Origin of the sequence: Acuticoccus sp. I52.16.1 (genome assembly GCF_022865125.1) — a bacterium.
Lineage (GTDB): Bacteria > Pseudomonadota > Alphaproteobacteria > Rhizobiales > Amorphaceae > Acuticoccus.
Map to the genome: position 1 here is coordinate 5,092,399 of NZ_CP094828.1, position 24,106 is coordinate 5,116,504.

Below are 24,106 nucleotides of genomic sequence, written 5' to 3' on the forward strand. Positions count from 1 at the left end.
TATTTCATGCACAACAGATCGCGCGATCGCGGGTCCGCACGGTCGAGTTGCAATCTGAGCGGGAAGCAGATACCCGGATCGGACCGCGGCCGTGCCGTGTGCCGGTACGCGCCGGATTGGCATGCCATGGCGTGCGGACGTAAGCGTGCGGTCGCCAACGTGCGGTCGGCCGCCGCCGGTCGACATGCCGTGGCGTGCGACATGGTGGCAGGCCGGGTGAGCCGCGCCGCCAGCCTCGCGCAAGCCGCCGGGCACAGTGGAGTAGATGTTGAGCGCGGGACCTGCGGGGTGGACCCGACCCGCGCGAAGCAGCCATCGTCGTCGGCGGCCGGACGTCTCGTGTGCCATGCGGCGAACATGGGCGAACATGCGGCGAACCGGCTGCGATGTGTCGAGGGAGTGAACCTATGCGATTCACCATCCTGCACCGCTTTGCGACCCGTCGCGCGGCGCCCCCTCGACCGGCCGGCTCGCCGGTCATCGTCCCGGCCGTGGCGCTCTCGTCCACCGCCCGCGCGCATGCCTCGATCCCGAGCATCACGCCCCCGGCCGTTCGGATCCAAGCCGTCGGGAGCGCTCCGGCCACCGCGGCGCTGGCGCTGCTGCTCGTCGCCCTCGCAGGGCCGGCGCCCGTCGCCGCACAGGCTTACGGCGCGGACGAGGCCCCCAACCCCGCTGCCGCCGCCTTCGCCGTGTTCGACGACCTCACCGCCGAGGCGGCCCCCGCAGCGCCTGCCGCGATCCCGTCCCCCTTCGCCGCCGCGGCGGACGAGGACGACGCGCTCGCCGAGACCATCGAACGACCGGAAGGGTGGCAGCCCCTCCCCCTTTCCAAGCCCGGCATCGACGAGACGTTCGCGTCTCGCTGCACACCGCCCGACCCCGATCTCGCCTGGTTTCGCCTGCCGCCGGAGCTGCGCGAGCAGCCGATCGAGGCGATGATCGGCCAACTCCTCGTCGTCAGCTACGGTGGCACCAGCCCGGCCGACGCCGGCGTGCGCGAGGCGCGTGAGGCGATCGCCCGATCGCGCATCGGCGGCGTGCTCACCTTCCGCCACAACATCGCCTCCGCCGCGGACATCACCGCCGTCAACGCCGGCTTCGCCGAGGCCAACGCGGCGCTGCCCCCCATCGTCGCCGTCGACCAGGAGGGCGGCCTCGTGATGCGCGTGAAGCCGTCCGAAGGCGCGCCCGACACCCCCGCCGCGGCCGACGTCGCCGCCACCGCGCCGGACGACGCGCGCACCGCCTACGACGCGATGGCCCGCGCCCTCTCCGCGCTCGGCTTCACCGCCAACTTCGGCCCCGTGGTCGACCTCGCCATCAACCCGGACAACCCCGTGATCGCCCGCTTCGGCCGCAGTTACGGCGCCGACCCGGACACGGTGACCGAGTATGCCACGCTGTTCGCCCAGGCCCACCGGCACGCCGGCGTCGGCACGGCGCTGAAGCACTTCCCCGGCCACGGCTCGTCCACCGACGACAGCCACAAGGGCGCCATCGACCTCACCCCCACCTGGCACCGCGCCGAGATGGTCCCCTTCCGCGACATGATCGACGCGGGCGAGGCCGACATGATCATGGCCGGCCACCTCACGCTCGACGGCCTGACCGAGGACGGTATCCCCGCCTCCCTCTCGCCGTCCGCGCTCGACGGGTTCCTGCGCGAGACGCTGTGCTACGGGGGTGTCGTGGTGTCGGACGACCTGGCGATGGAGGCGGTATCCTCCCATTGGGGCGCGGTCGAGGCCGTCACCATGATGGTCGAGGCGGGGGGCGACATCGCGCTCCTGTCACTGGCCTCGGGCGAGGGCTACGAAGTGGTCGACGCCATCATCTCCGCTCTCGCCGAAAAAGCCGCCGGCTCCCCCGCCTTCGCCGATCGCATCCGCCAGGCCTACGCGCGGATCGTGAACCTGAAGCTCGACCTCGCGGAGGCGCCCGCCGCCGCCCGAAGCGCGGTCGACACGGCCGCCCTCGCCGCGCCGGCCCGCCGCTAGCCCCCCTCCCGCGCCACCGCGCGCCAAGGCTCGCGCCAGTCATCCGCGGCATTCTCCCCGCATTCGCGGAGGAGGCCAAATCTGTCATGTCGAAGGGCTATTTGAGTAGAACCCTGTCGTCTTCGGGGCGCCGCGTGCTCCTCGACGGGCTCGACCGAGCGAACGTACAGTTTCTCCTGGACAGCTCGTACCGGGTCGTCGGTTCGAACGAGAACGTCAAGGAACTGCTGGGCTTCAGTCCGGTCGGCAAGCCGTTCTTCGAGATATTCACGCCGGCCGGCGCCCGCACCGACGCCCAGAAGGACATCCTCGCCGAAGTCCGCAAGGAGCAGTTCGCCATCCGCTTCGGCACCGTCATCCACAAGTCCGGCGAGATGCGCCGCGTCGCGGTGCGCTGGTACGGCATCGAGGCGGCACGCGATAGCGTCAAGCATATCGTCATGGCGACCGACATGAGCGCCGCCTACGCCGAAGAGGCCGCCCGCGTCGCACGCGTCGACGCGATCGACCGGGCCTACGCGGTGATCGAGTTCGAGCCCAACGGCCGCGTGGTCGACGCCAACGACGTCTTCTGCAGCGCCATGGGTTACAAGCGCGCCGATCTGATCGGCAAGGAACACCGCATCTTCGCGCCCAATCGCATCATGTCGGAGGCCGAGTACCGGGCGTTCTGGCGCGAGCTGGGCAGCAACCACATCATGTCGGGCGAATTCGAGCGCGTGCGCAAGGACGGCTCGTCCATCTACCTGGAGGCCAGCTATTCGCCGGTGCTGGATCTCAACGGGCGGGTGACCAAGGTGGTGAAGGTCGCCGCGGACATTTCCGACAAGGTGAACCTGCGCAACTCCACCAACAAGGTCGCGACCGAGGTCGACCACAAGCTGGCCGAGATCGTCAACGCGGTCTCCAACGCCAACGACTGTTCCGCCTCGGCGAGCACCGTCGCCTCGCAGACCTCGCAGATGGTCCGCCAGGTCGCCGACGCGGTGCAGGACTTCGAGGCCACCTCCCGGCGCATCGCCGACGCGATGGTGAAGTCGCGCAGCGCCGTGGTCCACGTGAACACGCAGGCGCAGACCGCCGACCAGCACATCTCCGCCCTCTCCGAGGCGGCCAACTCCATGACGTCGATCGTCGAGATCATCTCGAAGGTCGCCGGGCAGATCAACCTGCTCGCCCTCAACGCGACCATCGAGGCGGCGCGCGCGGGCGAGGCCGGCAAGGGCTTCGCGGTGGTGGCCGCGGAGGTGAAGTCGCTCGCCGATCAGGTGGAGAAGTCGACCAATCAGATCGGCGCCGACATCGACCGGGTGCAGACGGTCGCAGGTGACGTCGTCAGCGTGCTGAAGGGCATCTCCTCGGCGATCCGCGAGGTGGAGGACTCGGTGTCCGTCGCCGGCGACGCGGTGGAGGAACAGACCACCGCCGCGCGCGACATCGCCGCCGGAATGAACCAGGCGGCCGATTCGGTGCACGGCATCACCGACGACCTCGGCAAGATCTCCGCCGCGGTCGCCAGTGCCGACGGGTTCGCCCGCGACGGCAGCAAGATGTACCAGTCGATCAAGGCGAGCACCGCCGTCCACTGAGGACGGCGGCAATCGTCTCCGGCGGCCGCTCCGCCGCGGCCCCTTTTACGGATAGAGGCGCTGGACGCGGTAGGCGCCGCCCTCGCGACGGAAGAGGAATCGGTCGTGAAGGCGGAACTGGCCGTCTTGCCAGAACTCGAAGCTCTCCGGGACGAGCCGATAGCCGCCCCAATGGGGTGGCCGCGGCGGGTTCTCCCCAAATTCCGCTTCCCGTTCCGCCACTCTTTTTTCCAGCTCCGCCCGGTCCGCCGCCGGGCGCGACTGCTGCGACGCCCACGCGCCGATGCGGCTGCCGAGCGGCCGCGAGGCGTAGTAGGCGTCGGATTCGGCGTCCGACGCGAGCTCGATCGGGCCGCGGATGCGCACCTGCCGGCGCGCCGACTTCCAGTGGAAGAGCAGCGCCGCCTTGGGATTATCCCGCAACTCCAGACCCTTGACGCTCTCGCGGTTGGTGTAGAACACGAACCCGCGTGCATCGTGCCCCTTCAGGAGGACGATGCGGGCGTCCGGCATCCCGGTCCCGTCCACGGTGGCGAGGGTCATCGCGTTGGCGTCGTTCGGCTCGCTCTGCCAGGCCTCTCGGAGCCACGCGTCGAACAGTTCGATGGGGTCGGGCGTTGTTCCTGCCGCAATCGCGGCGTCGGTAAGGCTCGCGCTCACGACAAAGCCGCACTACATATGGGTGTCTTCATGACAGCACCTGTGATGGATGTAGAGGTGCCGGACGGCCGGCGCCGCTAAGAATGGACCAGTGATGGCGCGCGACCCCTATACCGTGCTTGGCATCTCGAAGTCAGCCTCGGAAAGCGAGATTAAATCCGCCTTCCGCCGGCTCGCCAAGCGGTACCATCCTGACACCAATTCGGACGACCCGAAGGCGCAGGAGCGCTTCTCGGAGGTGAATTCCGCGTACGAGATCGTCGGCGACAAGGACAAGCGCGCCAAGTTCGACCGGGGCGAGATCGACGCGGCCGGGCAGCCGCGCTTTCATGCCGGCTTCGGCTCGGGCGGCGCCTCGGGCGACCCGTTCGCCGGTTTCGGCGGCTTCTCCGGCTTCGGCCGCGGCGGTGGGCAGAACACCGGCAATCAGCGCCGCTCCTGGAGCTTCTCCTCCGGCGACGGCGGCGCGGGGGTCGACGAGATCCTGCGCGAGTTCATGGGCGGCGGCGGGGGTGCACGTGCCGAGCGGACGGCCGGCTTCGGCGGTGCGGCACCCGAACGCGGCCAGGACCTCGACGTGGTGGTCACCGTCACGCTGGACGATCTCGCCAGCGACGAGAAGCTGCGCGTCTCGCTGCCGACGGGGCGAACGGTGGACGTTCGCATCCCCCCCGGCGCCGAGCAGGACCAGCAGATCCGTCTGCGCGGCCTGGGGCACGACAGCCCCACCGGCGGCCAGCCGGGCGATGCGATCCTGACGCTGCGCATCGGCGCGCACCCGATCTTCCAGCGCGAGGGGCAGAACCTGCGCCTCGAGCTGCCGGTAACGCTGTACGACGCGGCGCTCGGTGCCAAAGTCCGCGCGCCGACGCTCAACGGCTCGGTCAACATCACCATCCCGCCCGGCTCGTCGGGCGGCAAGACCTTGCGCCTGCGAGGGCTCGGCCTGCCCACCAAGTCGGGCGGCCGGGGCGACCTCCTCGTCACCCTGCAGATCGACCTGCCCGACGATCTGCCAGACGAATTCCTGGAGATGATGCGTCGCTGGCGCGAGGATCACCCCTACCAGCCCCGCTCGTCCTGACAGCCTGGAGCGCACCGCCGCGGCCGAGCGGACGGCGACGCGGCGTGGCCGGAGCCGGTCAGAGGACGCGGTTGGTGCGCGGCAGGAGTTCGTCCATCACCGTGTCGATCAGCCACCGGGCGTGGCGCACCAGCCCGGCATCGCCGAGCGGGCCGCGCGCCGTCGTCGGCGGCACGTGGACGAAAAGCGCGCGCGGGTTGCCGCACAGCGCCGCGCCGTAGCCGGCATTGCACACGTAGGTGCCCGCACTGTGGCTGAGGCGCACGGGAAATCCCGCCTCCCGCGCCTCGCGCACCAGCTCCGGAACGTCGAACGCGGTGAAGCGCGTGCGGGTCAGCGGCGGCGCACAACCGCCCGCCGCGTCCAGCTGCGGGCCGGCGTGGCATGTGGCGATGCGCTCGTAGCGGATCATCGTCTCGCGTCCGGCGACGCCGAACATGATCACCGCGCCATAGCGCGCCGCGACCGGCGGCAGCGTCTCCACCACGCTCCAATGCGTGTCGAGGCGCAAGACGTCGACGCCCGGCGGCGGCGCGGCGGCGAGCGTCGCGGCCAGCCGCTCGGTCGGGTTCCGTGGCATGCCGGGGAAGGAACCGAAACCTGTGACCAGGATGCGCGGGGCGCTGGCCGGCCTCATGCGCCCGTCGGCGTCCAGCGTGCGGCCATGCCGTAGCCGTCGACCATGACCCGCCCCTCTTCGTACAGCATCTCGAGGTGGGCGAGCACGGAGTTGGCCGCGGCATCGAACAACCGCCGGTCCAGCGAGGCGTAGAGCGCCTCCACGATCTCGGCGATCGTCCGATCACCCGACGCCAGACGCTGCAGGATCGCCCGCTCGCGCATCAGCCGATGGCTGCGAATGCCCGACACCGTGCGCGACGGCTCCTCGATCACATCGCCATGTCCCGGCAGATAGCGCGCATGCTCCATCCGCAGGATCTTCTCCAGCGAGGCGACATAGGCCCGCATCGATCCCTCCGGCGGCGCCACGACGGTGGTCGACCAACCCATCACGTGGTCGCCGCTGAAGAAATCGGCGCCTCTGGCGAAGGCGACATGGTCGGGCGCGTGCCCGGGCGTCGTCACCGCGCGCACCGTCACTTCGCCGTTGTCGATCTCCTCGCCGTCGGCCACGACATGGTCGATCGCGAAGAGGCGGTCGGCGTAGCCGGGGCGCGGGTCCGGCTCGCCGGGGTGCAAGGCGCGGGAGATCCGGGCCGGCCCTTCGGCGACGACGGTGGCGCCGGTCATGTCGCGCACCTTGGCGAGGCCGGTGATGTGGTCGCGATGGGAGTGCGTCACCAGGATGTGGGAGACCGGACGCCCCGCGATGGCTCGCTCCAGGGTGGCGAGATGCTCGGCGAGGTCCGGCCCCGGATCGAGCAGCATCAGCCGCTCGCTCCCGATGAGGTAGGTGTTGGTGCCCGCGCCCGTGTAGGGGCTCGGGTTGTTGGCCGTGATGCGGGCGATGTCGGCCCCCATCGGCACCGCCTCGCCGTAGCGCGGGTCAAAGCTCAATCGTCGTTTCCTTCCGGTCCGCGGCGCTGCGCCGTGCGGCGCGTCCCCGCGCTGCGGCCGGCGCGCCGCCGTCTGGCGATGTTGTGTCACAGAGCGGACGGCCGATGCATCCCACGCCGAGCCGCGGGGCTCAAACGGCGAGGCCGCCTTTGTCGCGCAGGAAGGCGATGACGTCGTCCACCCCGTCGCCGCCGCGCAGGTTGGTCATGAGGAACGGCCGGTCGCCCCGCATGCGCTCGGCATCGGCGCGCATCACGTCGAGCGAGGCGCCGACGAAGGGGGCGAGGTCGGTCTTATTTATGATCAGCAGGTCGGAGCGGGTAATGCCGGGGCCACCCTTGCGCGGGATCTTCTCACCGCCCGCGACGTCGATCACGTAGATCGTGATGTCGGCCAGCTCGGGCGAGAAGGTGGCGGCGAGGTTGTCGCCACCGGACTCGACGAGCACCAGGTCCACCGCCGGGAAGCGCTCGCGCATCTCCTTGATCGCGGCGAGGTTGATCGAGGCATCCTCGCGGATCGCGGTGTGCGGGCAACCGCCGGTTTCCACACCCATGATCCGCTCGACCGCCAGCGCCTCGGCGCGCGACAGGATCAACGCATCTTCCTTGGTGTAGATGTCGTTGGTGATGGCGACGATGTCGACCCGGTCGCGCAGCGCCTTGCACAGCCGTTCCATCAGCATCGTCTTGCCGGAGCCGACCGGCCCCCCGATCCCAACACGAAGCGGCCCATGTGCCGTCGCCGACATATTTCATCCTTTCACGAAGACGCTGATTTTTCTGGCACCACGCGGGACCGGGCGCAAGAGCTGCCCGCACCGCGGCCGCTAGCGCGCCGGCACCGACACCGGTTTGCGCCGCGCCTTCACCTCGTAGAGACGCCGGTCGGCCGCCCCGGTCAGCTCGTCCAGCGTCGTGCCGTCGTCCCACAGGTCCGCCCAGCCGATGCTGACCGAAAGTGTGTAGGGCGCCACCGTCATGCACGCCGCGCGCGTCGCGTCGACGAGATCGCCGGCGACCCTCGCCGCCGACCGCTGATCGCCGGACGGGAGGATGATCAGGAACTCGTCGCCGCCGATGCGATAGACCGGATCGGTGCTGCGCACGGTGCGACGCATCAGGTCGGCCACGAAGCACAGCGCCGCATCGCCCGAGGAGTGCCCGTACTCGTCGTTCACCGCCTTGAAGTGATCGAGGTCGATGATGAGGAGGCCGAGGTGACCGCGCCGCACCACCGCATCCTGCACGAAGCCGGGCCCCTCGAGATGGAGCGCGCGGCGATTGCGCACCCCGGTCAGCACGTCGATCCGGCTCTCGATCGTCAACGCCTCGAAGCGCTGGCGGTAGGTGAGCACGCCGAAAACGTCGGCCAGGGAGGCGGTCTCCTCCTCGCCGTTGCGCTCGCCGAAGCGCAGATAGGCCCAGATGAGGGCACAAAACACCATGGTGGCGACGATCTTGGCGACGATTCCGCCATATAGCGCCGGGAACGGCACGCCGAAGTAGAGATTGAGCGCGATGAAGAACGCCAGCTGGTCGATCACCAGGATGATCGTGATCGTGCCCCACAGCCGGACGAACAGCGGCATCCAACGCCACCGCGAGACCCGTTCGTAGACGAGGATCATCGCGATGCAGTCGGCAAAGAGGAGCAAGGTGCCCCACACCGAGAGGCTGGCCGAATCGACCACGGTGTACATCGCCGATTCGCTGGTCGTGCCGGTCGCGGGCTGCTGCAGGCTGATCAGGATGAGGAGGCAGATGATCAGCAGATTGCCCAGCAAGAGCCCGTAGATGGGCTGGCGCACGGTCTCGGCGTCTTCGCGAATATAGACGAGGAGTAGCAACGGCAACTTGCCGGCAAAGAGAATGACCGACCCCGGCGTATAGGTGATCGGTCCGACGGCGACATAGACCGACATCGCCAAATAGTTTTCCGTAAAGGCCAGCGCACACAACGCACAGAAGAAGGTGCCGATGCCGAGTTGCCGCCGGAAGCGGAACAGCGGCAGCATGACGCCATAGTAAATGGCGATCTGCGCCAAGGGATAGACGAGTTGGCTCGACACTATCGCCATGTCCGCAGTCGCGGATCTCGCCGCATCAGCGCGGTCGTGTCACGCGTGGTTCTCCCGCGCATAGGCCCTCCCCTCGTATGGCGGTTCCAAACCTTCCTTACGGCTAAACCTTTCAGTAAACTACAAACGCGACGTCAGTCGTGGCGAACATTCCACGCCCGTGTCCGAAGTGTCGCGCCAAGCAGCTGCGGGACCAGCTCTGTCTGAGGCGGTTCGGCCGCGGCACTGATCACGGATCACACCCGCGTCGCCCCAGATCCTGCCATGGTTCAGGAGCGAAATAGGCGTACGCGCTGAACTTCATGTCCCATTGCGGCAATATCGAGGCCGATCGCGGCGCTGTGGATCGCGTCGAGCGGCGCATGCTCGGCCGCGGCCGCGATATCGACCGCCACCGGGAGCAGCGCGGCGGTGATGCGCTGCCCGTCCGTCTGCCCGAGCGGCACCAGGCGCACCGCGGCGGAGACGAGGTTGGCGGCAAAGCCGTGCAGCGCGGCCACCAGCAGCGGGCGCAACGGCAGGCCCTGCATCGCCCCCGCCGCGCCGACGGCGACGGGAAGCGGCCGGTTGCGGTTCGACAAGGCCAGCGGCCCGGCCCAGACCGCGTCCACCAGCTCGGCGAAGGCGTTGCCCTGCCGCAGCGTCTCCTCGCGCCGCTCGTGCGAGGGGCCGAGGGCGAGGCCGAGGTCGGAGAGGGTGTCGAGCGCATCCGCGTCGCCGGCCTGCGCGGCACGCCAGGCGTGCGCGGCGAGGATCGCGTCGGCGCGCCCCGCCCCGTCCCGCAGCGCCGTCGTGAGGGCGCTCAGCGTGGCGGCGGCGTCGCCCAGGCCGCCGGTCTCGAACAGCGTCTCCAGGCCGTGCGAGTAGGAGAAGGCGCCGATCGGGCACGACGGCGAGAACCACGTCAGCAGCAGCGCCAGATCCGGCGACGCGGCCGTCCCCTCGGCGCCCTCGGCGGGCTGATCAGTCATGCGGGTGGCTGTGCGGGCGGTGGGAGGCGTGGCCGTGCGGGTGATCGCCGTGGTGGTCGTCAGACGCATCATCGTGGTGATGATGGCCATGGCCGCCGCCGTCGTGATAGGCGCCGACCTCTGGGTCAAACGGCGCGCGCAGCGGGTGGACCGTGCCGCCGAGCCGCTGCACCATCGCCTCCAGCACGTGGTCGCGGCGGATGCGCAGCGTGCCCCCGAGGACGGCGGTCGGCGTGTGGCGGTTGCCCAGATGCCAGGCAAGGCGCGTGACGGTGGCCGCATCCGGTGCGGTGATGTCGACGACGTCCTCCGGGTCGGCCTCGATGGCGAGGATGCGCCCATCGTCGAGCGCCAGACGGTCGCCGCCGCGCAGGCGCGTCGCCTCGGCGAGATCGAACAGCACGCGCTCGCCCTCCACGCTCTCCACCACCAGACGGCGGCGGAAGCGGTCGTCGTAACCGAGGCGCACCGTCAGTGCCGGCACTCCCTCGCCCGCGGGCAACAGGGTGTGGGCACGGATCATCGCCGCCCCTCTCGTCCAGGGGCGGCGGCGCGGTCAGTCGCCGGCGCGGGTCGGGGGCGGCAGCGGGTCGCTGGCGGGGAAGCTCTCGTCGAGCGCTTCGTCGAGTTCGTCGTCGTCGAAATCGCAGGTCGCCTCGTCATGGCCGGGGGCATCATCTTCGGTCTTGGGTTTGGCGCTGTCGCGCGGATCGTCCATCATGGTGTACCCCTTCAGTCAGCAGCGAAACGGTCGACGGTGCGGAAGGGTTGCAATGGCACGGCGCCGCCTTTCGCCCCCATCCCGCCGGACCCCGCGCGGGACCGGGAGCTCGGAGCAGCAAGGCCCGCTCCGCGCCCGCTATTGCTTGCTACAGTCCCACTCTTCGCCCTTCGAGTTGCGCACGCGGATCATCTCCGGAGAGGCGCGGACGATGTCGAACGAGGCGCCTTGCGCCTTCATGCCCGCCACGACCTGCGCCTGCTGCTCGTCCGAGGCCGACGCCCCGTTCACCACCATCTTGTCGATGTCGACGGCCGCGAACGCGATCGCGATCGTCTCCCCGTCGACGGCATAGGTCCCGGTCGCGGTCGTATCCATCTCCAGGAAGCCTTCCTTGTCGGCGTGCATCCCGACCGTCGCCGCGTCGTCGGCGCCGAACTCGAGCATCACCGTGCGAAACGAGCCCGCGTTGCAGCTCCAGGATCCCACGACGTCGACAGTGTCGGCGGCGAGGGCGGGCGCGGCGACGAGAACGGCGGCGGCGGCAATGAATGAACGCATCGTCAAATCTCCTGGGCTTGATCCGGCCCGATCATGCCATGCCGGCGCGGCGTGCCCATGCGCGATCGCGTGAGATCGTCGCGAGGCGTCAGTACATGAAGTATCGCTGCGCCATCGGCAGCACCTCCGCGGGCTCGCACGTCAGGTGCTCCCCGTCCGCGGTGACACGGTAGGTCTCGGGGTCGACGTCGATCTTCGGCATCGCGTCGTTGAGCTTCATGTCCTTCTTGCCGATCCCGCGACAATTCTCGACGACGACGTTCTCCTTGTAGGTGCCCCAGTCCTCGTCCGCCGCGGCGCGGGAGACGAACGTCACCGAGGAGGCCGTCAGCGAGCGGCCGAAGGCGCCGAACTGCGGGCGCATGTGGACCGGCTGCGGGGTGGGGATCGAGGCGTTGGGGTCGCCCATCTGGGCCATAGCGATGGTACCGCCGAGGAGGACCATGTCCGGCTTGACGCCGAAGAAGGCGGGCGACCACAGGCAAAGGTCGGCGCGCTTGCCCACCTCGATCGACCCCACATGGGCCGAGACGCCGTGCGCGATCGCCGGGTTGATCGTCACCTTGGCGATGTAGCGGCGGGCGCGGAAGTTGTCGTTCTGCCCCTGCTCCTCGGAAAGCCGCCCCCGCTGCACGCGCATCTTGTGCGCGGTCTGCATCGTGCGGGTCAGCACCTCGCCGACGCGGCCCATCGCCTGGCTGTCCGAGGCGACGATGGAGAAGGCCCCCATGTCGTGCAGGATGTCTTCGGCGGCGATCGTCTCCTTGCGGATGCGGCTCTCGGCGAAGGCGATGTCCTCGGGGATGTGCTCGGACAGGTGATGGCACACCATCAGCATGTCGAGGTGCTCGTCGATGGTATTGACGGTGTAGGGCCGGGTCGGATTGGTCGAGGACGGGATGACGTTGGGGTAGCTCGCGACCTTGATGATGTCGGGCGCGTGGCCGCCGCCGGCCCCTTCGGTGTGGAAGGCGTGGATCGTCCGGCCCTTCAGGGCGGCGATCGAATTCTCCACATAGCCGCTCTCGTTGAGCGTATCGGTATGGATCATCACCTGGATGTCCATCTCGTCGGCGACCGTGAGGCAGCAGTCGATCGCGGAAGGCGTGGTGCCCCAGTCCTCGTGGAGCTTCAGCGCCATGGCGCCGGCGCTCACCTGCTCGCGCAGTGCCGCCGGCAGCGAGGCGTTGCCCTTGCCGGCGAAGCCGAGGTTCATCGGGAAGGCGTCGGCGGCCTGGATCATGCGGGCGAGGTGCCAGGGGCCGGGGGTGCAGGTGGTGGCGTTGGTGCCGGTGGCCGGGCCGGTGCCGCCGCCGATCATGGTGGTCGTGCCGGCGGCGAGCGCTTCCTCGATCTGCTGGGCGCAGATGAAGTGGATGTGGCTGTCGATGATGCCGGCGGTGAGGATCTTGCCCTCGCCGGCGATCGCCTCCGTCCCGGGGCCGACGACGATGGTCACGCCCGGCTGCGTGTCCGGATTGCCGGCCTTGCCGATGGCGGCGATCTTGCCGTCCTTCAGCCCGACGTCGGCCTTGACGACGCCCCACCAGTCGAGGATCAGCGCGTTAGTGATGACGGTGTCGACGGCGCCCTGCTCGCGGGTCGCCTGCGACTGGCCCATACCGTCGCGGATCACCTTGCCCCCGCCGAACTTGACCTCTTCGCCGTAGATCGTGTGGTCCGTCTCGACCTCGATGAAGAGCTCGGTATCCGCGAGCCGGACCTTGTCGCCGACGGTCGGGCCGAACATGTCGGCATAGTCGCTACGGGAGATCCTGGCAGGCATAGTCGAAGGCTCCGGGCCGAAATCGTGCGGAGCGAGAATGTCCCGGCGCGCGGCGGAGTGCAACGCGCGCGTGGCGATTGCCATGCCCAGAAAATAGGCTGCCCCCAAAGAAGGCACCACCGCCGCGAGCCGTCCCGGCCTCTCCCCGGCCACGGCGCCGACACACGGCTCGCCGGAGCCTGATCGTCGGAGCCGCCGTCGCGCCCCCTGAACGGCAGCGCCCGAGGCACCGCGCAAGGGGCCGAAGGCCGGCGAAGCCGCTCGCCCTTGCGCGGTGCCTCGGGCGCTGCCAGGGGGCCAGCGCGACGGTGGCTCCGGCGCTCGGGCGGGCCTGATCGTTGGTGGGACCCGAGCCCGCCGGCGGCGAGGGCGGTTCCCCGCGTCCGGCGTGCCGCCCGCTAGGCCGGGTCCGGGGCACGGTGGACGCGGACCGGCGGCACCTGCCCGGTCCAGCGCGCGACCTCGACGGCGCAGAGCTGCCCCGTGCACCCCTGGCCGAGCTTCGAGGTCCCACGGTCGAGCGTGACGGCGTTGGGATTGCCGTGGACGCACACGACGCTGCCGCCGATCTCGACCGGATCGTACCAGGCTCCGGTGGAGAGGTTCACGCATCCCGGCAGCACGTCCTCGGTGATGCGCGCCGTGGCGAGACACTGGCCGCGCGCGCTGCTGACGGCGATCACGTCTCCCTCGCCGATCCCTCGCGCGGCGGCGTCGTCGGGGTGGAGGCGCGCCTCTTCGCGACCATTGCGCTTGGAAGCTATGGAGGTGGCGCCATAGTCGAGCTGGCTGTGGAGGCGACTGGCGGGCTGATTGGCGATCAGCCACAGGGGCACGCCCGCGCGCGGCACCTCGGCGCGCTCCAACCAGGTCGGGTGGCCGGGGCAGTCGTCGTAGCCCATGGCGGCGATCGTGTCGCAGTGGATCTCGATCTTGCCGGTGGCGGTGGCGAGCGGCGCCTCCTCCGGATCGGCTCGGAAACGGGCCAGCAGCGCGCCGTCGTCCGGCATCATCGGGATCTCGAGTTCGCCGGCGGCGCGCAACTCGGAAAGGGTCGGAGCCGGCGCCCCTTTCTCGATCAGCTTGTCGCGCGTCACCTGATAGAGATGCTCGAGCCACTGCTCGGCATCGCGGCCCTCGGTGAAGGCTTCGCCGCGGCCCATCCGCTCGGCGACGCCGGCGAAGATCTCGTAGTCGTCGCGGGCCTCGCCATAGGGCTCGGCGACCTTGCGCATGGCGATGATGCGCGGGTCCGTGCCGCCGGCGCCGAGGTCCTCGCGCTCCAGGCTCATGGTCGCCGGCAGGACGATGTCGGCATGGCGGGCGGCGGCGGTGAAGGCGTAGTCGTTCACCACGAACGTGTCGAGCTTGCCGAGCGCCTCGGCGAGGCGGGCGAGGTCCTGGTGGTGATGGAACGGGTTGCCGCCGGCCCAGAACATCAGCTTGATGTCCGGATAGGTCAGCCGGTTACCGTTATAGTCGTAGGTCTCGCCCGGCTTCTCCAGCATGTCGGTGATCCGGGCGACGGGGATGTAGGTAGTGACCCCGTTCTTGCCCTGCGGCAGCGTCGGCAACGGCACCGCGGCGGGGACTCGGCCGGTGTGACCCATGGCGCCGAGCGAATAGTGATAGCCCCCGCCCGGCAGGCCGATATCGCCCAGCATCGCCGCCAGCACGACGGCGGCCCACAGCGGCTGCTCGCCGTGCTCGGAGCGCTGCAGGGCGTGTGCGGTGGCGACCAGCGTGCGCGACTTCGCCGCCAGCCGGGCAAGGTCGGCGATCGTCTCGGCCGGGATACCGGTGATCGCGGCGGCCCAGGTGGGGTCCTTCGGTCGTCCGTCGGTGGTGCCGCGCAGATAGGGCGCGAACTTTTCGAACCCGACGGTGTAGCGCTCGACGAAGTCGGTATCGGCGAGGCCTTCGGCGTCGAGCACGAACATCATCGCCAGCATCAGGGCGGTGTCCGTGCCGGGCTGGATGGGGAGCCACTGCGCACCCGCCTCTTCCGGCATGTCCGACCTCAGCGGCGAGATGTTGACGAAGCGGGCGCCACGGGCGCGCGCCGCAGCCATCGACCCACGCTCGACGTGGGCGCTGATACCGCCCTGGGCGATGGTCGAGTTCTTCAGCGCCATGCCGCCGAAGGCCAGCACCAGCTCGGTGTGACGGGCCACCTGATCCCAGGTGACGTTCTGGCGCGAGACGTCGGTCAGCTTGCCGATGACGTGGGGGATAATGGCGTAGGCCGCGGCGGAGCTGTAGGTGCCGACGGAGCGGACATAGCCGCCCATGGTCATGTTGAGGAAGCGGTGCACCTGGCTCTGGGCATGGTGGAAGCGTCCGGCACTCGACCAGCCGTAGGACCCGCCGAACACCGCCTCGGGTCCGAACTCGCGGCCGACGCGGGTCATCTCCGCGGCGAGCCGGTCCAGCACCTCGTCCCACGGGACGGCGACGAACTCGTCGGTCCCGCGTCGGGTGGTCGGGCCCGGCCCGTCGGTCAGCCAGCCGCGGCGCACCATGGGGCGCGCGACACGAGCCGGATGGCGCAGCGTGTCGGTGAAGTTCTGCAGGATGGGCGACGGGTCGGGATCGCCCGGATGAGGACGGATCTCGAGCCGGCCATCGGCCTCGGGGGTCGCGGTGAAGGCGCCCCAGTGGGAGCTGTGCGTCAACGTGTCGGTCATGGTCGCCAGTTTACAGCGCCGAGGGGCGGCCGCCAGCGGTCGAAGTGGAAAAATCGTGCCTGATCGGACCGCAGGACCGGCGCGCGATGAGGCACGCCGCGGCGCCGGCCGTGGCCCGCGCGCACGTGCCGCCGGGCCTCTCAGCCATAGGCCGCCGAGGCGCCGCGGCGGGGGCGGCCGCCGGCGTACTTGCGGGGACGTCCGACCCGGCGCGGCGCCGCCCTCGCCCCGGCCTGCACGTCGCCACAGGTCGGTTCGACGAGCCGCCCGCCGACGCGCGGCACGTCGACGGTGCCGTTCTCGGGCCCGTCCCCGGCCGCATCGATCGGGGCGATCTCGCCCAGCGGCGCCTCGCCCGCCAGGCAGGCGCGCACGGGGGCGAAACTGCGGCGGTGGTGGATACAGGGGCCGTGCGTCGCCAACGCCTCGCGGTGCTCGGGTGTGCCGTAGCCCTTGTGGCGCTCGAACCCGTAGTCGGGGAAGGCGCGCGCCAGCTGCGTCATCAGCCGGTCGCGCGTCACCTTGGCGACGATGGAGGCCGCACCGATCGCGGTCGAGCGCCCGTCCCCGCCGACCAGCGCCCGTCCCGGCACGCACAGGTCGCCCGGAACGTCACGCCCGTCGATCAGGGCGATGGTGGGGCGCAGCGGCAGGGTCGCCACAGCGCGGCGCATGCCCCACAGCGTCGCGCCGCGGATGTTCATCGTGTCCACCCGCTGCGCCGCGACGACGACCGTCGACACCGCCGCCTCGCGCACGATGACGTCGAACAGTTCGCAGCGCACCTTGTGGGACAGAAGCTTGGAGTCGGCGAGCCCCTCGATCTTGAGGTCGCGCGGCAGCACCACGGCGGAGACGACGACCGGCCCGGCCCAGGGCCCCCGCCCCGCTTCGTCCACCCCGCACACGATCTGCTCGTAGCGTGACAGCGCGCGGATCCGAGCCGGGGTCAGTGCCATTCATCCTCCGTCGATGGCGCGTGCAACAGATATCAGCTTGCCCGTAGGGCGGAGCGCAAGCCACACACCAGCCTCCTATGGCCTTGATGAACCGGCCACGCCAGCAGGAAGGTGGTCGACGCACCATAGGGGACACCGCGGGCCGGTTCGCGCGCGCGGCAGACACACCCGCGGGCGGCCGGCTGTTTTCCACCGTTTGTTCGCTTCGACTTCGTGTTCTGTGCAAAGCAGGCAATTGCCCTTTGCACCGTGCGGCATCACGACGTCCAATCCATCGAACGGCGCATCGACGGGGGCCGATTCGGCAGGACGCCGAAGGTCGAGGAGGGTGTCTATGTTGAGGACAAGGATGCAGACCGATCCGCACCTCGCCAGTGCGATGGGCGAGCCCGATGCCTGGGACGAGCCGCGCTGGGCCGACAGCGAGACCTACTCGACCGACTACGAGCGTGCCGTCGCCTCCCTGCGCGAGCCCGAACTCGACGTTCCGGCCGAGCGCAACGGCCGCCCCTACCGTGCCGCCGCGCGCGAGCCGGCCGGCCGCATCGCGCACGATCCATATTCGCACCAGCGCCAGACCCCCGAACGCCAGACCATCGAGCGACAGGCCACCGAGCGACTGGGCCCCGAGCGACAGATCCCCGAACGGACCCTCTACGACCGACAGGCACCGAACGACCGACAGGCCCCGACGCGCGGCCATGCCGGCGAAAGCCGTCCCGCCGAGCGCGGGGAGCCGGACCGCGCGTCGCTCTCCGGCGCGATGATGGATTCCGCCGCGGTGGAGCAGACCGCGTCCACCTACCGCGCCCATCGCCGCCACGACGAGACGCTCGCCGAGGAGGACTGGCGCGACGACGCCCATGGCGCGCCCCACGCCGAGCCGGACGGCGGCCGGTCCACCCTCGCGGACTTCCGCACCCTCGCCCGGACCATCGAGCAGATGCGCCGGCAGAGCGCGCCCCCGGTGGCCACCGGGCCGAGCATCGCTGCCCCCGCCCGCACGACCTGGCTCGACGAGGTGCGCACCGGCGGCGATGCCGCGCCGCGGCAGACCGGGCCGCAGCCCACCGGGCCACGCCAGCGGGGCTCCGGCACACAGGCGCCCGCGCGCGGCTCCCACACGCTGCCCTTCCCCGGCGAACCCGCGCCGGCCGCCGTCCCGGCGATCGCCGATGCCAGCCTGGCCCGCTCGCTCGATGCGCTGATGAAGGAAGTCTCCGCGCTCGCCAACCGGGCCGAGGTGGACCGCTTGGAGCAAGCCCTCGTGGAGGTCGTGCGCCGGGTGACGACGCTGGAGGCCCGCGTGCGCGAGCCCGAGCCCGCCCCGCGCCTACGCCCCCGTACCGATGCGGTGCGCGCCACCGCAGAGCGCCCGCACGCCGCACCGGCTGCGGCCGAGCGCACCGCGCCGCGCCGCGCCGAGACGCCGGTGCGACCCGCTCTCGCCGCGCCCCGCCCGGCCCGCAAGCCCGTCGAGCCGCCCCGCCGGCTGACGGTCGAGATCATCGAGGAGCGCATCGCCGAGCGCCGCCGTGCCGCGGAAGCCGCCAAGCGTGCCGCCGCGCTGCCGGGACCCGGCGCCGAGCGTGCCACCGCCCCGCACGGCTTCCCGCACGATCCGGCGGCGCACGATCCGGCGGCGCATCAGGGCTACGACGTCCCGGCCGTCGCCTACGAGCCGCGCGCCCGCAGCGCCCCGCGCCGCCTGTTCACCTGAGGTCCGCCGCCGCGCCGGACCTGCGCATGGCGGGGTTCAGCGCAGCGTCTCCATCAGCCGGCGCAGCAGCGTCATGCGCGGGACCAGCGAGGAGACGAAGAGGTGCTCCTCGACGGTGTGCGCCGCCGCCCCGTCGACGCCCAGCCCGTCGAGCGTCGGCACCCGGCCGGCGATGAAGCTGCCGTCGCTGCCCCCGCCCGAATGCAGGTCCTCCAGGGCGAACCCGATCTCCGCCGCCAACGCGCGCGCGTGCTCGAACAGCGCCGCGATCTCCGGCCGCTTGGTATAAGCGGGCCGGTTCGCCCCGCCGGTCAGCGACAGCGTCACGTCCGGATCGTGCGGTTTCAGCCCGCTCAGCGCCGCGTGGACGCGGGCAAAGTCGGCGTCCTCGGTGACGCGCAGGTCGATGTAGGCGACGCAGCGCTCCGGTACCGTGTTCGTCACCGTGCCGCCGTGCACCTGGCCGACGTTCAGCGTGATGCCGCGCACGGGGTCCGTCAGCGCCTCGATAGCGAGGATCTGCCGCGCCATCTCCTTGATCGCGCTGCGGCCGGCGGCGTGGTTGGCGCCGGCGTGGGCCGCCCGCCCGGTGGCCGTCAGCTCATAGATGCCGACCCCCTTTCGCGAGGTGACGACCTTGCCCCCATCGCGCGCCGCCTCGGTGACGAGGACGTAGCGGGCGTCCGCCGCGCTCGCCTCGATGAGATCGCGCGAGGTGGGGCTGCCGATCTCCTCGTCGGCCGTCAGCAGGAAGCGCACCGGCAGGCCGCCCGTCTCGGCCGCGGCGACCGCCGCCGCCGCCTTCAGCGCGATGAAGACGCCGCCCTTCATATCCGCCGTTCCGGGGCCGTAGAGGCGGTCCCCGTCCCGGTGGAAGGGCAGCGTGCGGAGCGTGCCGACCGGGTGCACCGTGTCGAGGTGGCACAGCACCAGGATGCCCGGCCCGTCCCCGCCCCACGGCATCGCCGCGCGCAGGTGATCGCCCACGCCGTCCCGGCCCGGGATACGTCGAATGGTGGCGCCGGCGGCCGCCAGCTCGGCGGTGGCGAGATCCATCATCGCGTCGACCCGGGCGGGGTCGCTGGTGGGGCTCTCGGTCTCGATCCAGGGCTTCAGCCCGGCGACGAGTCGGTCGGTTTCTTCGGTCATGGTGCCTCGCATCGGCCGCAGTGTCGGCGCGGGGGGCGCCAAGTCCACCCACCCTCGGTCCCCGCGAACCTGCCACAGCCCCGATGCTGGGCACGAATCCGACAATCGGACATGCCGGACCTTCCCCTGCGCGCTCAAGCCGGTCAAAAATCGCAGGCCATTGTTGGAGAATGAAATGAGCGAGCCCGCCGACCTCGATGCCACCGAGGCCCGCCGCCTGATCGGCACCAAGGCCCTGTCCCCGGTGGAGCTGATGGAAAGCTGCCTCGGTCGCATCGCCTCCACCAACCCGACGATCAACGCCATCGTCGCCCTCGACGAAGAGGCCGCCCGCAAGGCCGCCGAGGCGGCGGAGGCGGCGGTGATGTCGGGCCGGCCGCTCGGCCGCCTGCATGGCCTGCCGGTCGCGGTGAAGGACAACCGCGATGTCGCGGGCCTGCCCACCACGCACGGCTCGCTCCTCTACAAGGACAACATGGCGAGCGCGGATGAGCCGGGCTCGGCGCGACTGCGGGCCGCCGGCGCCATTCTGTTCGCCAAGACGAACCTTCCCGAGTTCGCCGCCGGCGCCAACACCACCAATCGCCTCTTCGGCCCCACCGGCAATCCCTTCAACCCGGCCTACACCGCGTCCGGCTCCTCGGGCGGGTCTGCGGCCGCGCTCGCGGTCGGCATGGCGCCGCTGGCGACCGGGTCCGACTATGGCGGCAGTCTGCGGACGCCGGCGAGCTTCTGCGGCGTCGCCGGCTTCCGCCCGTCGATGGGTGTCGCCCCCTCGCCCGACATGGGCGCCTACCTCTCCCCGTGGGGCGTCAACGGGCCGATGGGCCGCACCATCGCCGACGCCAACCTCCTGCTCTCGGCCCAAGCCGGCTACGACCCGCTCGACCCCTTCTCCGCGACCGGCGACGAGGTCGACACCGTCATCGCCCCGGCCGACCTTGCCAGCGTCCGCCTCGCCGCCTCGGTCGACTTCGATCTGGCGCCGGTGGCCAACGAGATCCGCGCCGTCTTCGACGGCCGCGTCGCCGGGATGCGCAGCGCCGGCATCGCGCTGGAGACGGCCACACCCGACTTCGGCCCCGCGCACGAGATCTTCGAGATCACCCGCGGCGTCGCCTTCCTGGTGCAGCACCACGAGCGGGTGAAGACCCAGCGCGAGCACCTCGACCGCAACGTGATCGACAATACCGAGCGCGGGCTCGCCTATTCGGCGGCCGACATCGCCTGGGCGCAGCGCGAGCAGGCCGGCCTCTACCGCCGCTTCGTCGCCTTCTTCGACCGCTACGACGCGCTGATCGCACCGGCGGCCGCGGTCTCCCCGTTCCCGCACGATCAGCTCTTCGTCGAGGAGATCGACGGCGAAACCATGCCCACCTACATGCGCTGGCTGGCGATCACCTACATCCCGACGATGGGGTTCGCGTGCGCCGCCGCGATCCCCGCCGGCAGGGACGGCAACGGGATGCCGTTCGGCCTCCAGGTCATCGGCCGGCGCGGATCGGACCGCAAGATCCTCGCGATCGCCGCGGCGCTGGAGGCCCACTTCGCCGCCGATCCGCAGACGGCACGTCCGATCCCGGACCTCGCCGCCCTCGCGCGCTGAGACGGCGGCGCCGCAGTCTCTGCGCGGCGCTGCCCGCCACCCGCCACCCGGCCCCGTTCGCGGGGCCGCGCGGCGTCAGGGCAACCGGGCCGCGATGCGGGCGAGGCCCTGCGCGGCGGTGTCGGCCGGGGCGGTGCGGCTCGCGATGCCGGCGGCCTTCAGGGCCTCGCCGTAGCGTGACGCGAGGTGGGTGGCGGCGACGATGGTCACCGCGTCGCGCCCCGCCGCCGCCGAGCCGACCTCCGCGCCGATGAGGAGGCCGGAGAGGTAGCTGGCCGCCGCATCGTCGCCGAGGCGGCCGAGGAGGCCGCGCACACGCACCCCGAAGAGGGCCGTCATCAGCGCGCCCGGCCCGGAGAGGTCGAGGCCGCAGTGGATCCCCTCGGCGAAGGCCGCCGTGTCGTGCGGCGCCTGAGTCATCATGCGCGCCAGGATGGTGTGATCGCGCATCGCGGCGAAGATCTCGCCGGTCATGAAGGTCGCGAAGTCGGTGATCGCGCCGTCTTCGACGGTCACCCACTTGGAGTGGGTGCCGGGGAGGACGAAGGTCCCCTCGCGAAGGTCGAGGGCGGCGAGCGCACCCATGATCTCGGTCTCCTCGCCGCGCATGACGTCGGCCCGGCCGCGACCGTCGGCGCCGATGACGACGCCCGGCACGATGCGCACCTCGCCCCACGCCGTCGCGACGCGGGCGCAGTTGGCCGCCAGCGCCGCCGCCGTCGCCGGGACGGGCACGTAGGGCGCTTCCACCCAGCCCTGGCGCGAGCCGACCATGCCCGACAGCAGCACCGGCGCGTCCGGCGCCTCGAGGCGCCAGTCGCCGATGGCGCCCGCCAGCACGCCCTCGAAGTCGCCGTCTTCGACGTTGAGGAGGCCTGCATCGGCCTCCGTGCGCGCCACCGGCCATCCGTCTTCGCCGATGAGGTAGGCGCGCAGGCGGGTCGTGCCCCAGTCGACGCCGATCAGCATCGCCGCGGCCCCGCCACTGCGGCGCGCCGGGCAGAGCCGGAGCGTCGCGGGTTGCCCATTCGCCTCACCTCAGTGCGAGTGGCGCGGCATGAAGGTGCGGGCGATCTTGCGATACTTGACCGCCGGCTTCAGCACCATGCCCTCCGAGAATTGGTCGACGCAGCCGCGCTGCAGCTCCTGCCACGGCGTCTGGTTCTCCGGGTACTTGTAGCCCCCGGCCTCCTCCAGCGCCTTGCGCCGTGCCGCCAGCTCCTCGTCCGAGATGAGGATGTCGGCGTGACCCTTCTTCAGGTCGATGCGCACGCGGTCGTTCATCTTCAGGAGCGCCAGGCCGCCGCCCGCCGCCGCCTCGGGCGAGGCGTTGAGGATCGACGGCGTGCCGGAGGTGCCCGACTGGCGTCCGTCGCCCACGCACGGCAGCTCCTGCACGCCCTTCTTCAAGAGGTAGTCCGGCGCGCGCATGTTCACGACCTCGGCGCCGCCCGGATAGCCGATCGGCCCGGTGCCGCGAATGAACAGGATGCACGTCTCGTCGATGTCGAGCGCGGGGTCGTCGATCGCGTGGTGGTAGTGCTCCGGCCCGTCGAACACGATGGCCCGGCCCTCGAAGGCGTCCGGATCGTCGGGGTTGGCGAGGTAGCGCTTGCGGAAGTCCGGCGAGATCACCGAGAGCTTCATCACCGCGGCGTCGAACAGGTTGCCCTTCATGACGCGGAAGCCGGCGTGCTCCTTCAGCGCGGTATCGAACGTGCGGATCACGTCGGACCAGCGGTTCGGCGCGGACTTCCAGTTCTCGCCCGCGGTCTTGCCGTTGGCGGTGACGACGTCCTCGTGCAGCTTGCCGTGGCGCATCAGCTCGGCGGCCACCGCCGGCACGCCGCCGGCGTGGTGGTAGTCCTCGCCGAGGTACTCGCCCGCCGGCTGCATGTTGACCAGCAGCGGGATTTCGAGGCCGCAGCGCTCCCAGTCGTCGAGCGACAGCTCCACGCCGATGTGCTTGGCGATGGCGTTGATGTGGATCGGCGCGTTGGACGAGCCGCCGATCGCCGAATTGATGACGATCGCGTTCTCGAACGCCTTCTTGGTCAGGATGTCGGAGGGTTTCAGGTCCTCCTTGACCATGTCGACGATGCGCTTGCCCGTCTCGTAGGCCATCGCGCCGCGCTCCTTGTGCGGCGCGGGGATCGCGGCCTGGCCGGGAAGCGTCATGCCCAGCGCCTCGGCGAGCGAGTTCATGGTCGTCGCGGTGCCCATGGTGTTGCAGTAGCCGGGCGAGGGCGAGGCGGACGCCACGAGGTCGATGAAGCCCTTGTAGTCGATCTCGCCGGCGGCCATCAGCTTGCGCGCGTGCCACACGATGGTCCCCGCGCCGGTGCGCTCGCCGTTGAACCAGCCGTTCAGCATCGGCCCGGCGGAGAACGCGATCGCCGGGATGTCGACCGTCGCGGCCGCCATCATGCAGGCCGGCATCGTCTTGTCGCAGCCGACCGTCAGCACGACGCCGTCCAGCGGATAGCCGAACAGCACCTCGACGAGGCCGAGATAGGCGAGGTTGCGGTCGAGCGCCGCGGTCGGGCGCTTGCCGGTCTCCTGAATCGGGTGGACCGGGAATTCCATGGCGATGCCGCCCGCCTCGCGGATGCCCTCGCGAATGCGCTTGGCGTGCTCGAGGTGGGGGCGATTGCAGGGTGACAGGTCCGAGCCGGTCTGCGCGATGCCGATGATCGGCTTGCCCGACTGCAGTTCCTCCTGCGTCAGACCCCAGTTGAGATACCGCTCCAGGTACAGCGCCGTGGCCGACGGATCGGACGGATCATCGAACCATTCGCGGCTGCGCAGTCTTCTTGGTGTATCGGCCACGGCCTTGTTCCCCCACTCTTTGGAATTCAACTAACGCCGGAATATGCACTTGCACAACTCGTGCATCGCTATGGAATGCCGAATTCGCCCATGCTTGTGGCAATGACGCCGGCGCATACGTGCGGTGCCACTGATTGCTATTGCAATCGTCTCTTCGACGCCCACCTAGCGGGCCAAGATCACTTC

Annotated in this window: 20 protein-coding genes; 5 read left to right on the forward strand and 15 right to left on the reverse strand. The window is 70.6% G+C overall.

The annotated features are described in order from the left end of the window. The first annotated feature begins 407 nt into the window (after nucleotides 1-407). The gene (locus MRB58_RS22805) at nucleotides 408-2,000 is read left to right on the forward strand and encodes a glycoside hydrolase family 3 N-terminal domain-containing protein (RefSeq protein ID WP_244779449.1); all 1,593 of its coding nucleotides are present in this window, start codon (nucleotides 408-410) and stop codon (nucleotides 1,998-2,000) included. 101 nt (nucleotides 2,001-2,101) lie between these two features. Beyond that, complete coding sequence (locus MRB58_RS22810; RefSeq protein WP_244779451.1) at nucleotides 2,102-3,589, forward strand: PAS domain-containing methyl-accepting chemotaxis protein; 1,488 nt, start codon at nucleotides 2,102-2,104, stop codon at nucleotides 3,587-3,589. 45 nt (nucleotides 3,590-3,634) lie between these two features. Here MRB58_RS22810 and pdxH read toward each other — a convergent pair whose 3' ends face one another. After that, nucleotides 3,635-4,249 (reverse strand): pyridoxamine 5'-phosphate oxidase, encoded by a 615-nt coding sequence (pdxH, locus tag MRB58_RS22815; protein WP_244779458.1) that lies wholly within the window; start codon nucleotides 4,247-4,249, stop codon nucleotides 3,635-3,637. A gap of 94 nt (nucleotides 4,250-4,343) precedes the next feature. On the opposite strand from pdxH, the gene MRB58_RS22820 reads away from it, so the two are divergent. Beyond that, on the forward strand, nucleotides 4,344-5,333 hold the full coding sequence (locus MRB58_RS22820) for a DnaJ C-terminal domain-containing protein (RefSeq protein ID WP_244782087.1): 990 nt from the start codon (nucleotides 4,344-4,346) through the stop codon (nucleotides 5,331-5,333). A gap of 58 nt (nucleotides 5,334-5,391) precedes the next feature. Here the strand turns inward: MRB58_RS22820 and MRB58_RS22825 are convergent, their stop codons facing one another. The 11 genes from MRB58_RS22825 to MRB58_RS22875 form a co-directional block, all read right to left on the reverse strand. Next, complete coding sequence (locus MRB58_RS22825) at nucleotides 5,392-5,970, reverse strand: hypothetical protein (RefSeq protein WP_244779460.1); 579 nt, start codon at nucleotides 5,968-5,970, stop codon at nucleotides 5,392-5,394. Then, nucleotides 5,967-6,851: an MBL fold metallo-hydrolase gene (locus MRB58_RS22830; protein ID WP_244779462.1), complete on the reverse strand. Its 885-nt coding sequence runs from the start codon at nucleotides 6,849-6,851 to the stop codon at nucleotides 5,967-5,969. Before MRB58_RS22830 ends, MRB58_RS22825 begins: the two co-directional genes overlap by 4 nt. A gap of 130 nt (nucleotides 6,852-6,981) precedes the next feature. Next, a complete protein-coding gene (gene ureG, locus MRB58_RS22835) occupies nucleotides 6,982-7,602 on the reverse strand; it encodes an urease accessory protein UreG (RefSeq protein ID WP_244779464.1) in 621 nt (206 codons plus the stop codon). A gap of 78 nt (nucleotides 7,603-7,680) precedes the next feature. Next, a complete protein-coding gene (locus MRB58_RS22840) occupies nucleotides 7,681-8,922 on the reverse strand; it encodes a GGDEF domain-containing protein (RefSeq protein WP_244779465.1) in 1,242 nt (413 codons plus the stop codon). 278 nt (nucleotides 8,923-9,200) lie between these two features. Continuing rightward, nucleotides 9,201-9,992: an urease accessory protein UreF gene (locus tag MRB58_RS22845; protein ID WP_244779467.1), complete on the reverse strand. Its 792-nt coding sequence runs from the start codon at nucleotides 9,990-9,992 to the stop codon at nucleotides 9,201-9,203. After that, nucleotides 9,895-10,425 carry an urease accessory protein UreE gene (locus MRB58_RS22850; RefSeq protein ID WP_244779469.1) on the reverse strand — a complete coding sequence of 177 codons (531 nt, stop codon included), beginning with the start codon at nucleotides 10,423-10,425 and terminating at the stop codon, nucleotides 9,895-9,897. Before MRB58_RS22850 ends, MRB58_RS22845 begins: the two co-directional genes overlap by 98 nt. A 33-nt stretch (nucleotides 10,426-10,458) precedes the next feature. Beyond that, nucleotides 10,459-10,623: a hypothetical protein gene (locus tag MRB58_RS22855; RefSeq protein ID WP_244779470.1), complete on the reverse strand. Its 165-nt coding sequence runs from the start codon at nucleotides 10,621-10,623 to the stop codon at nucleotides 10,459-10,461. A 138-nt stretch (nucleotides 10,624-10,761) separates the two neighbouring features. Further along, nucleotides 10,762-11,184 carry a hypothetical protein gene (locus MRB58_RS22860; protein WP_244779471.1) on the reverse strand — a complete coding sequence of 141 codons (423 nt, stop codon included), beginning with the start codon at nucleotides 11,182-11,184 and terminating at the stop codon, nucleotides 10,762-10,764. Between the two features lie 88 nt (nucleotides 11,185-11,272). Next, nucleotides 11,273-12,970, reverse strand: coding sequence for an urease subunit alpha (ureC, locus tag MRB58_RS22865; protein WP_244779472.1), 1,698 nt, complete (start codon nucleotides 12,968-12,970; stop codon nucleotides 11,273-11,275). 398 nt (nucleotides 12,971-13,368) lie between these two features. Then, complete coding sequence (locus MRB58_RS22870; protein WP_244779473.1) at nucleotides 13,369-15,657, reverse strand: molybdopterin-dependent oxidoreductase; 2,289 nt, start codon at nucleotides 15,655-15,657, stop codon at nucleotides 13,369-13,371. A 140-nt stretch (nucleotides 15,658-15,797) separates the two neighbouring features. Next, nucleotides 15,798-16,616, reverse strand: coding sequence for a ribonuclease HII (locus MRB58_RS22875; RefSeq protein ID WP_244779474.1), 819 nt, complete (start codon nucleotides 16,614-16,616; stop codon nucleotides 15,798-15,800). A 349-nt stretch (nucleotides 16,617-16,965) separates the two neighbouring features. On the opposite strand from MRB58_RS22875, the gene MRB58_RS22880 reads away from it, so the two are divergent. Further along, nucleotides 16,966-18,336 (forward strand): hypothetical protein, encoded by a 1,371-nt coding sequence (locus tag MRB58_RS22880; RefSeq protein ID WP_244779476.1) that lies wholly within the window; start codon nucleotides 16,966-16,968, stop codon nucleotides 18,334-18,336. A 36-nt stretch (nucleotides 18,337-18,372) separates the two neighbouring features. Here MRB58_RS22880 and MRB58_RS22885 read toward each other — a convergent pair whose 3' ends face one another. Beyond that, a complete protein-coding gene (locus tag MRB58_RS22885; protein ID WP_244779478.1) occupies nucleotides 18,373-19,485 on the reverse strand; it encodes a M20 family metallopeptidase in 1,113 nt (370 codons plus the stop codon). A 175-nt stretch (nucleotides 19,486-19,660) separates the two neighbouring features. Here MRB58_RS22885 and MRB58_RS22890 point away from each other — a divergent pair, with 175 nt between their 5' ends. After that, nucleotides 19,661-21,091 carry an amidase gene (locus MRB58_RS22890; RefSeq protein ID WP_244779480.1) on the forward strand — a complete coding sequence of 477 codons (1,431 nt, stop codon included), beginning with the start codon at nucleotides 19,661-19,663 and terminating at the stop codon, nucleotides 21,089-21,091. A 75-nt stretch (nucleotides 21,092-21,166) separates the two neighbouring features. Here MRB58_RS22890 and MRB58_RS22895 read toward each other — a convergent pair whose 3' ends face one another. Then, nucleotides 21,167-22,060, reverse strand: coding sequence for a 2-dehydro-3-deoxygalactonokinase (locus MRB58_RS22895; RefSeq protein WP_244779482.1), 894 nt, complete (start codon nucleotides 22,058-22,060; stop codon nucleotides 21,167-21,169). A 69-nt stretch (nucleotides 22,061-22,129) separates the two neighbouring features. Continuing rightward, entirely contained in the window at nucleotides 22,130-23,950 is a 1,821-nt protein-coding gene (locus MRB58_RS22900) for an IlvD/Edd family dehydratase (RefSeq protein ID WP_371747215.1), read from the reverse strand. Nucleotides 23,951-24,106 lie beyond the last annotated feature (156 nt).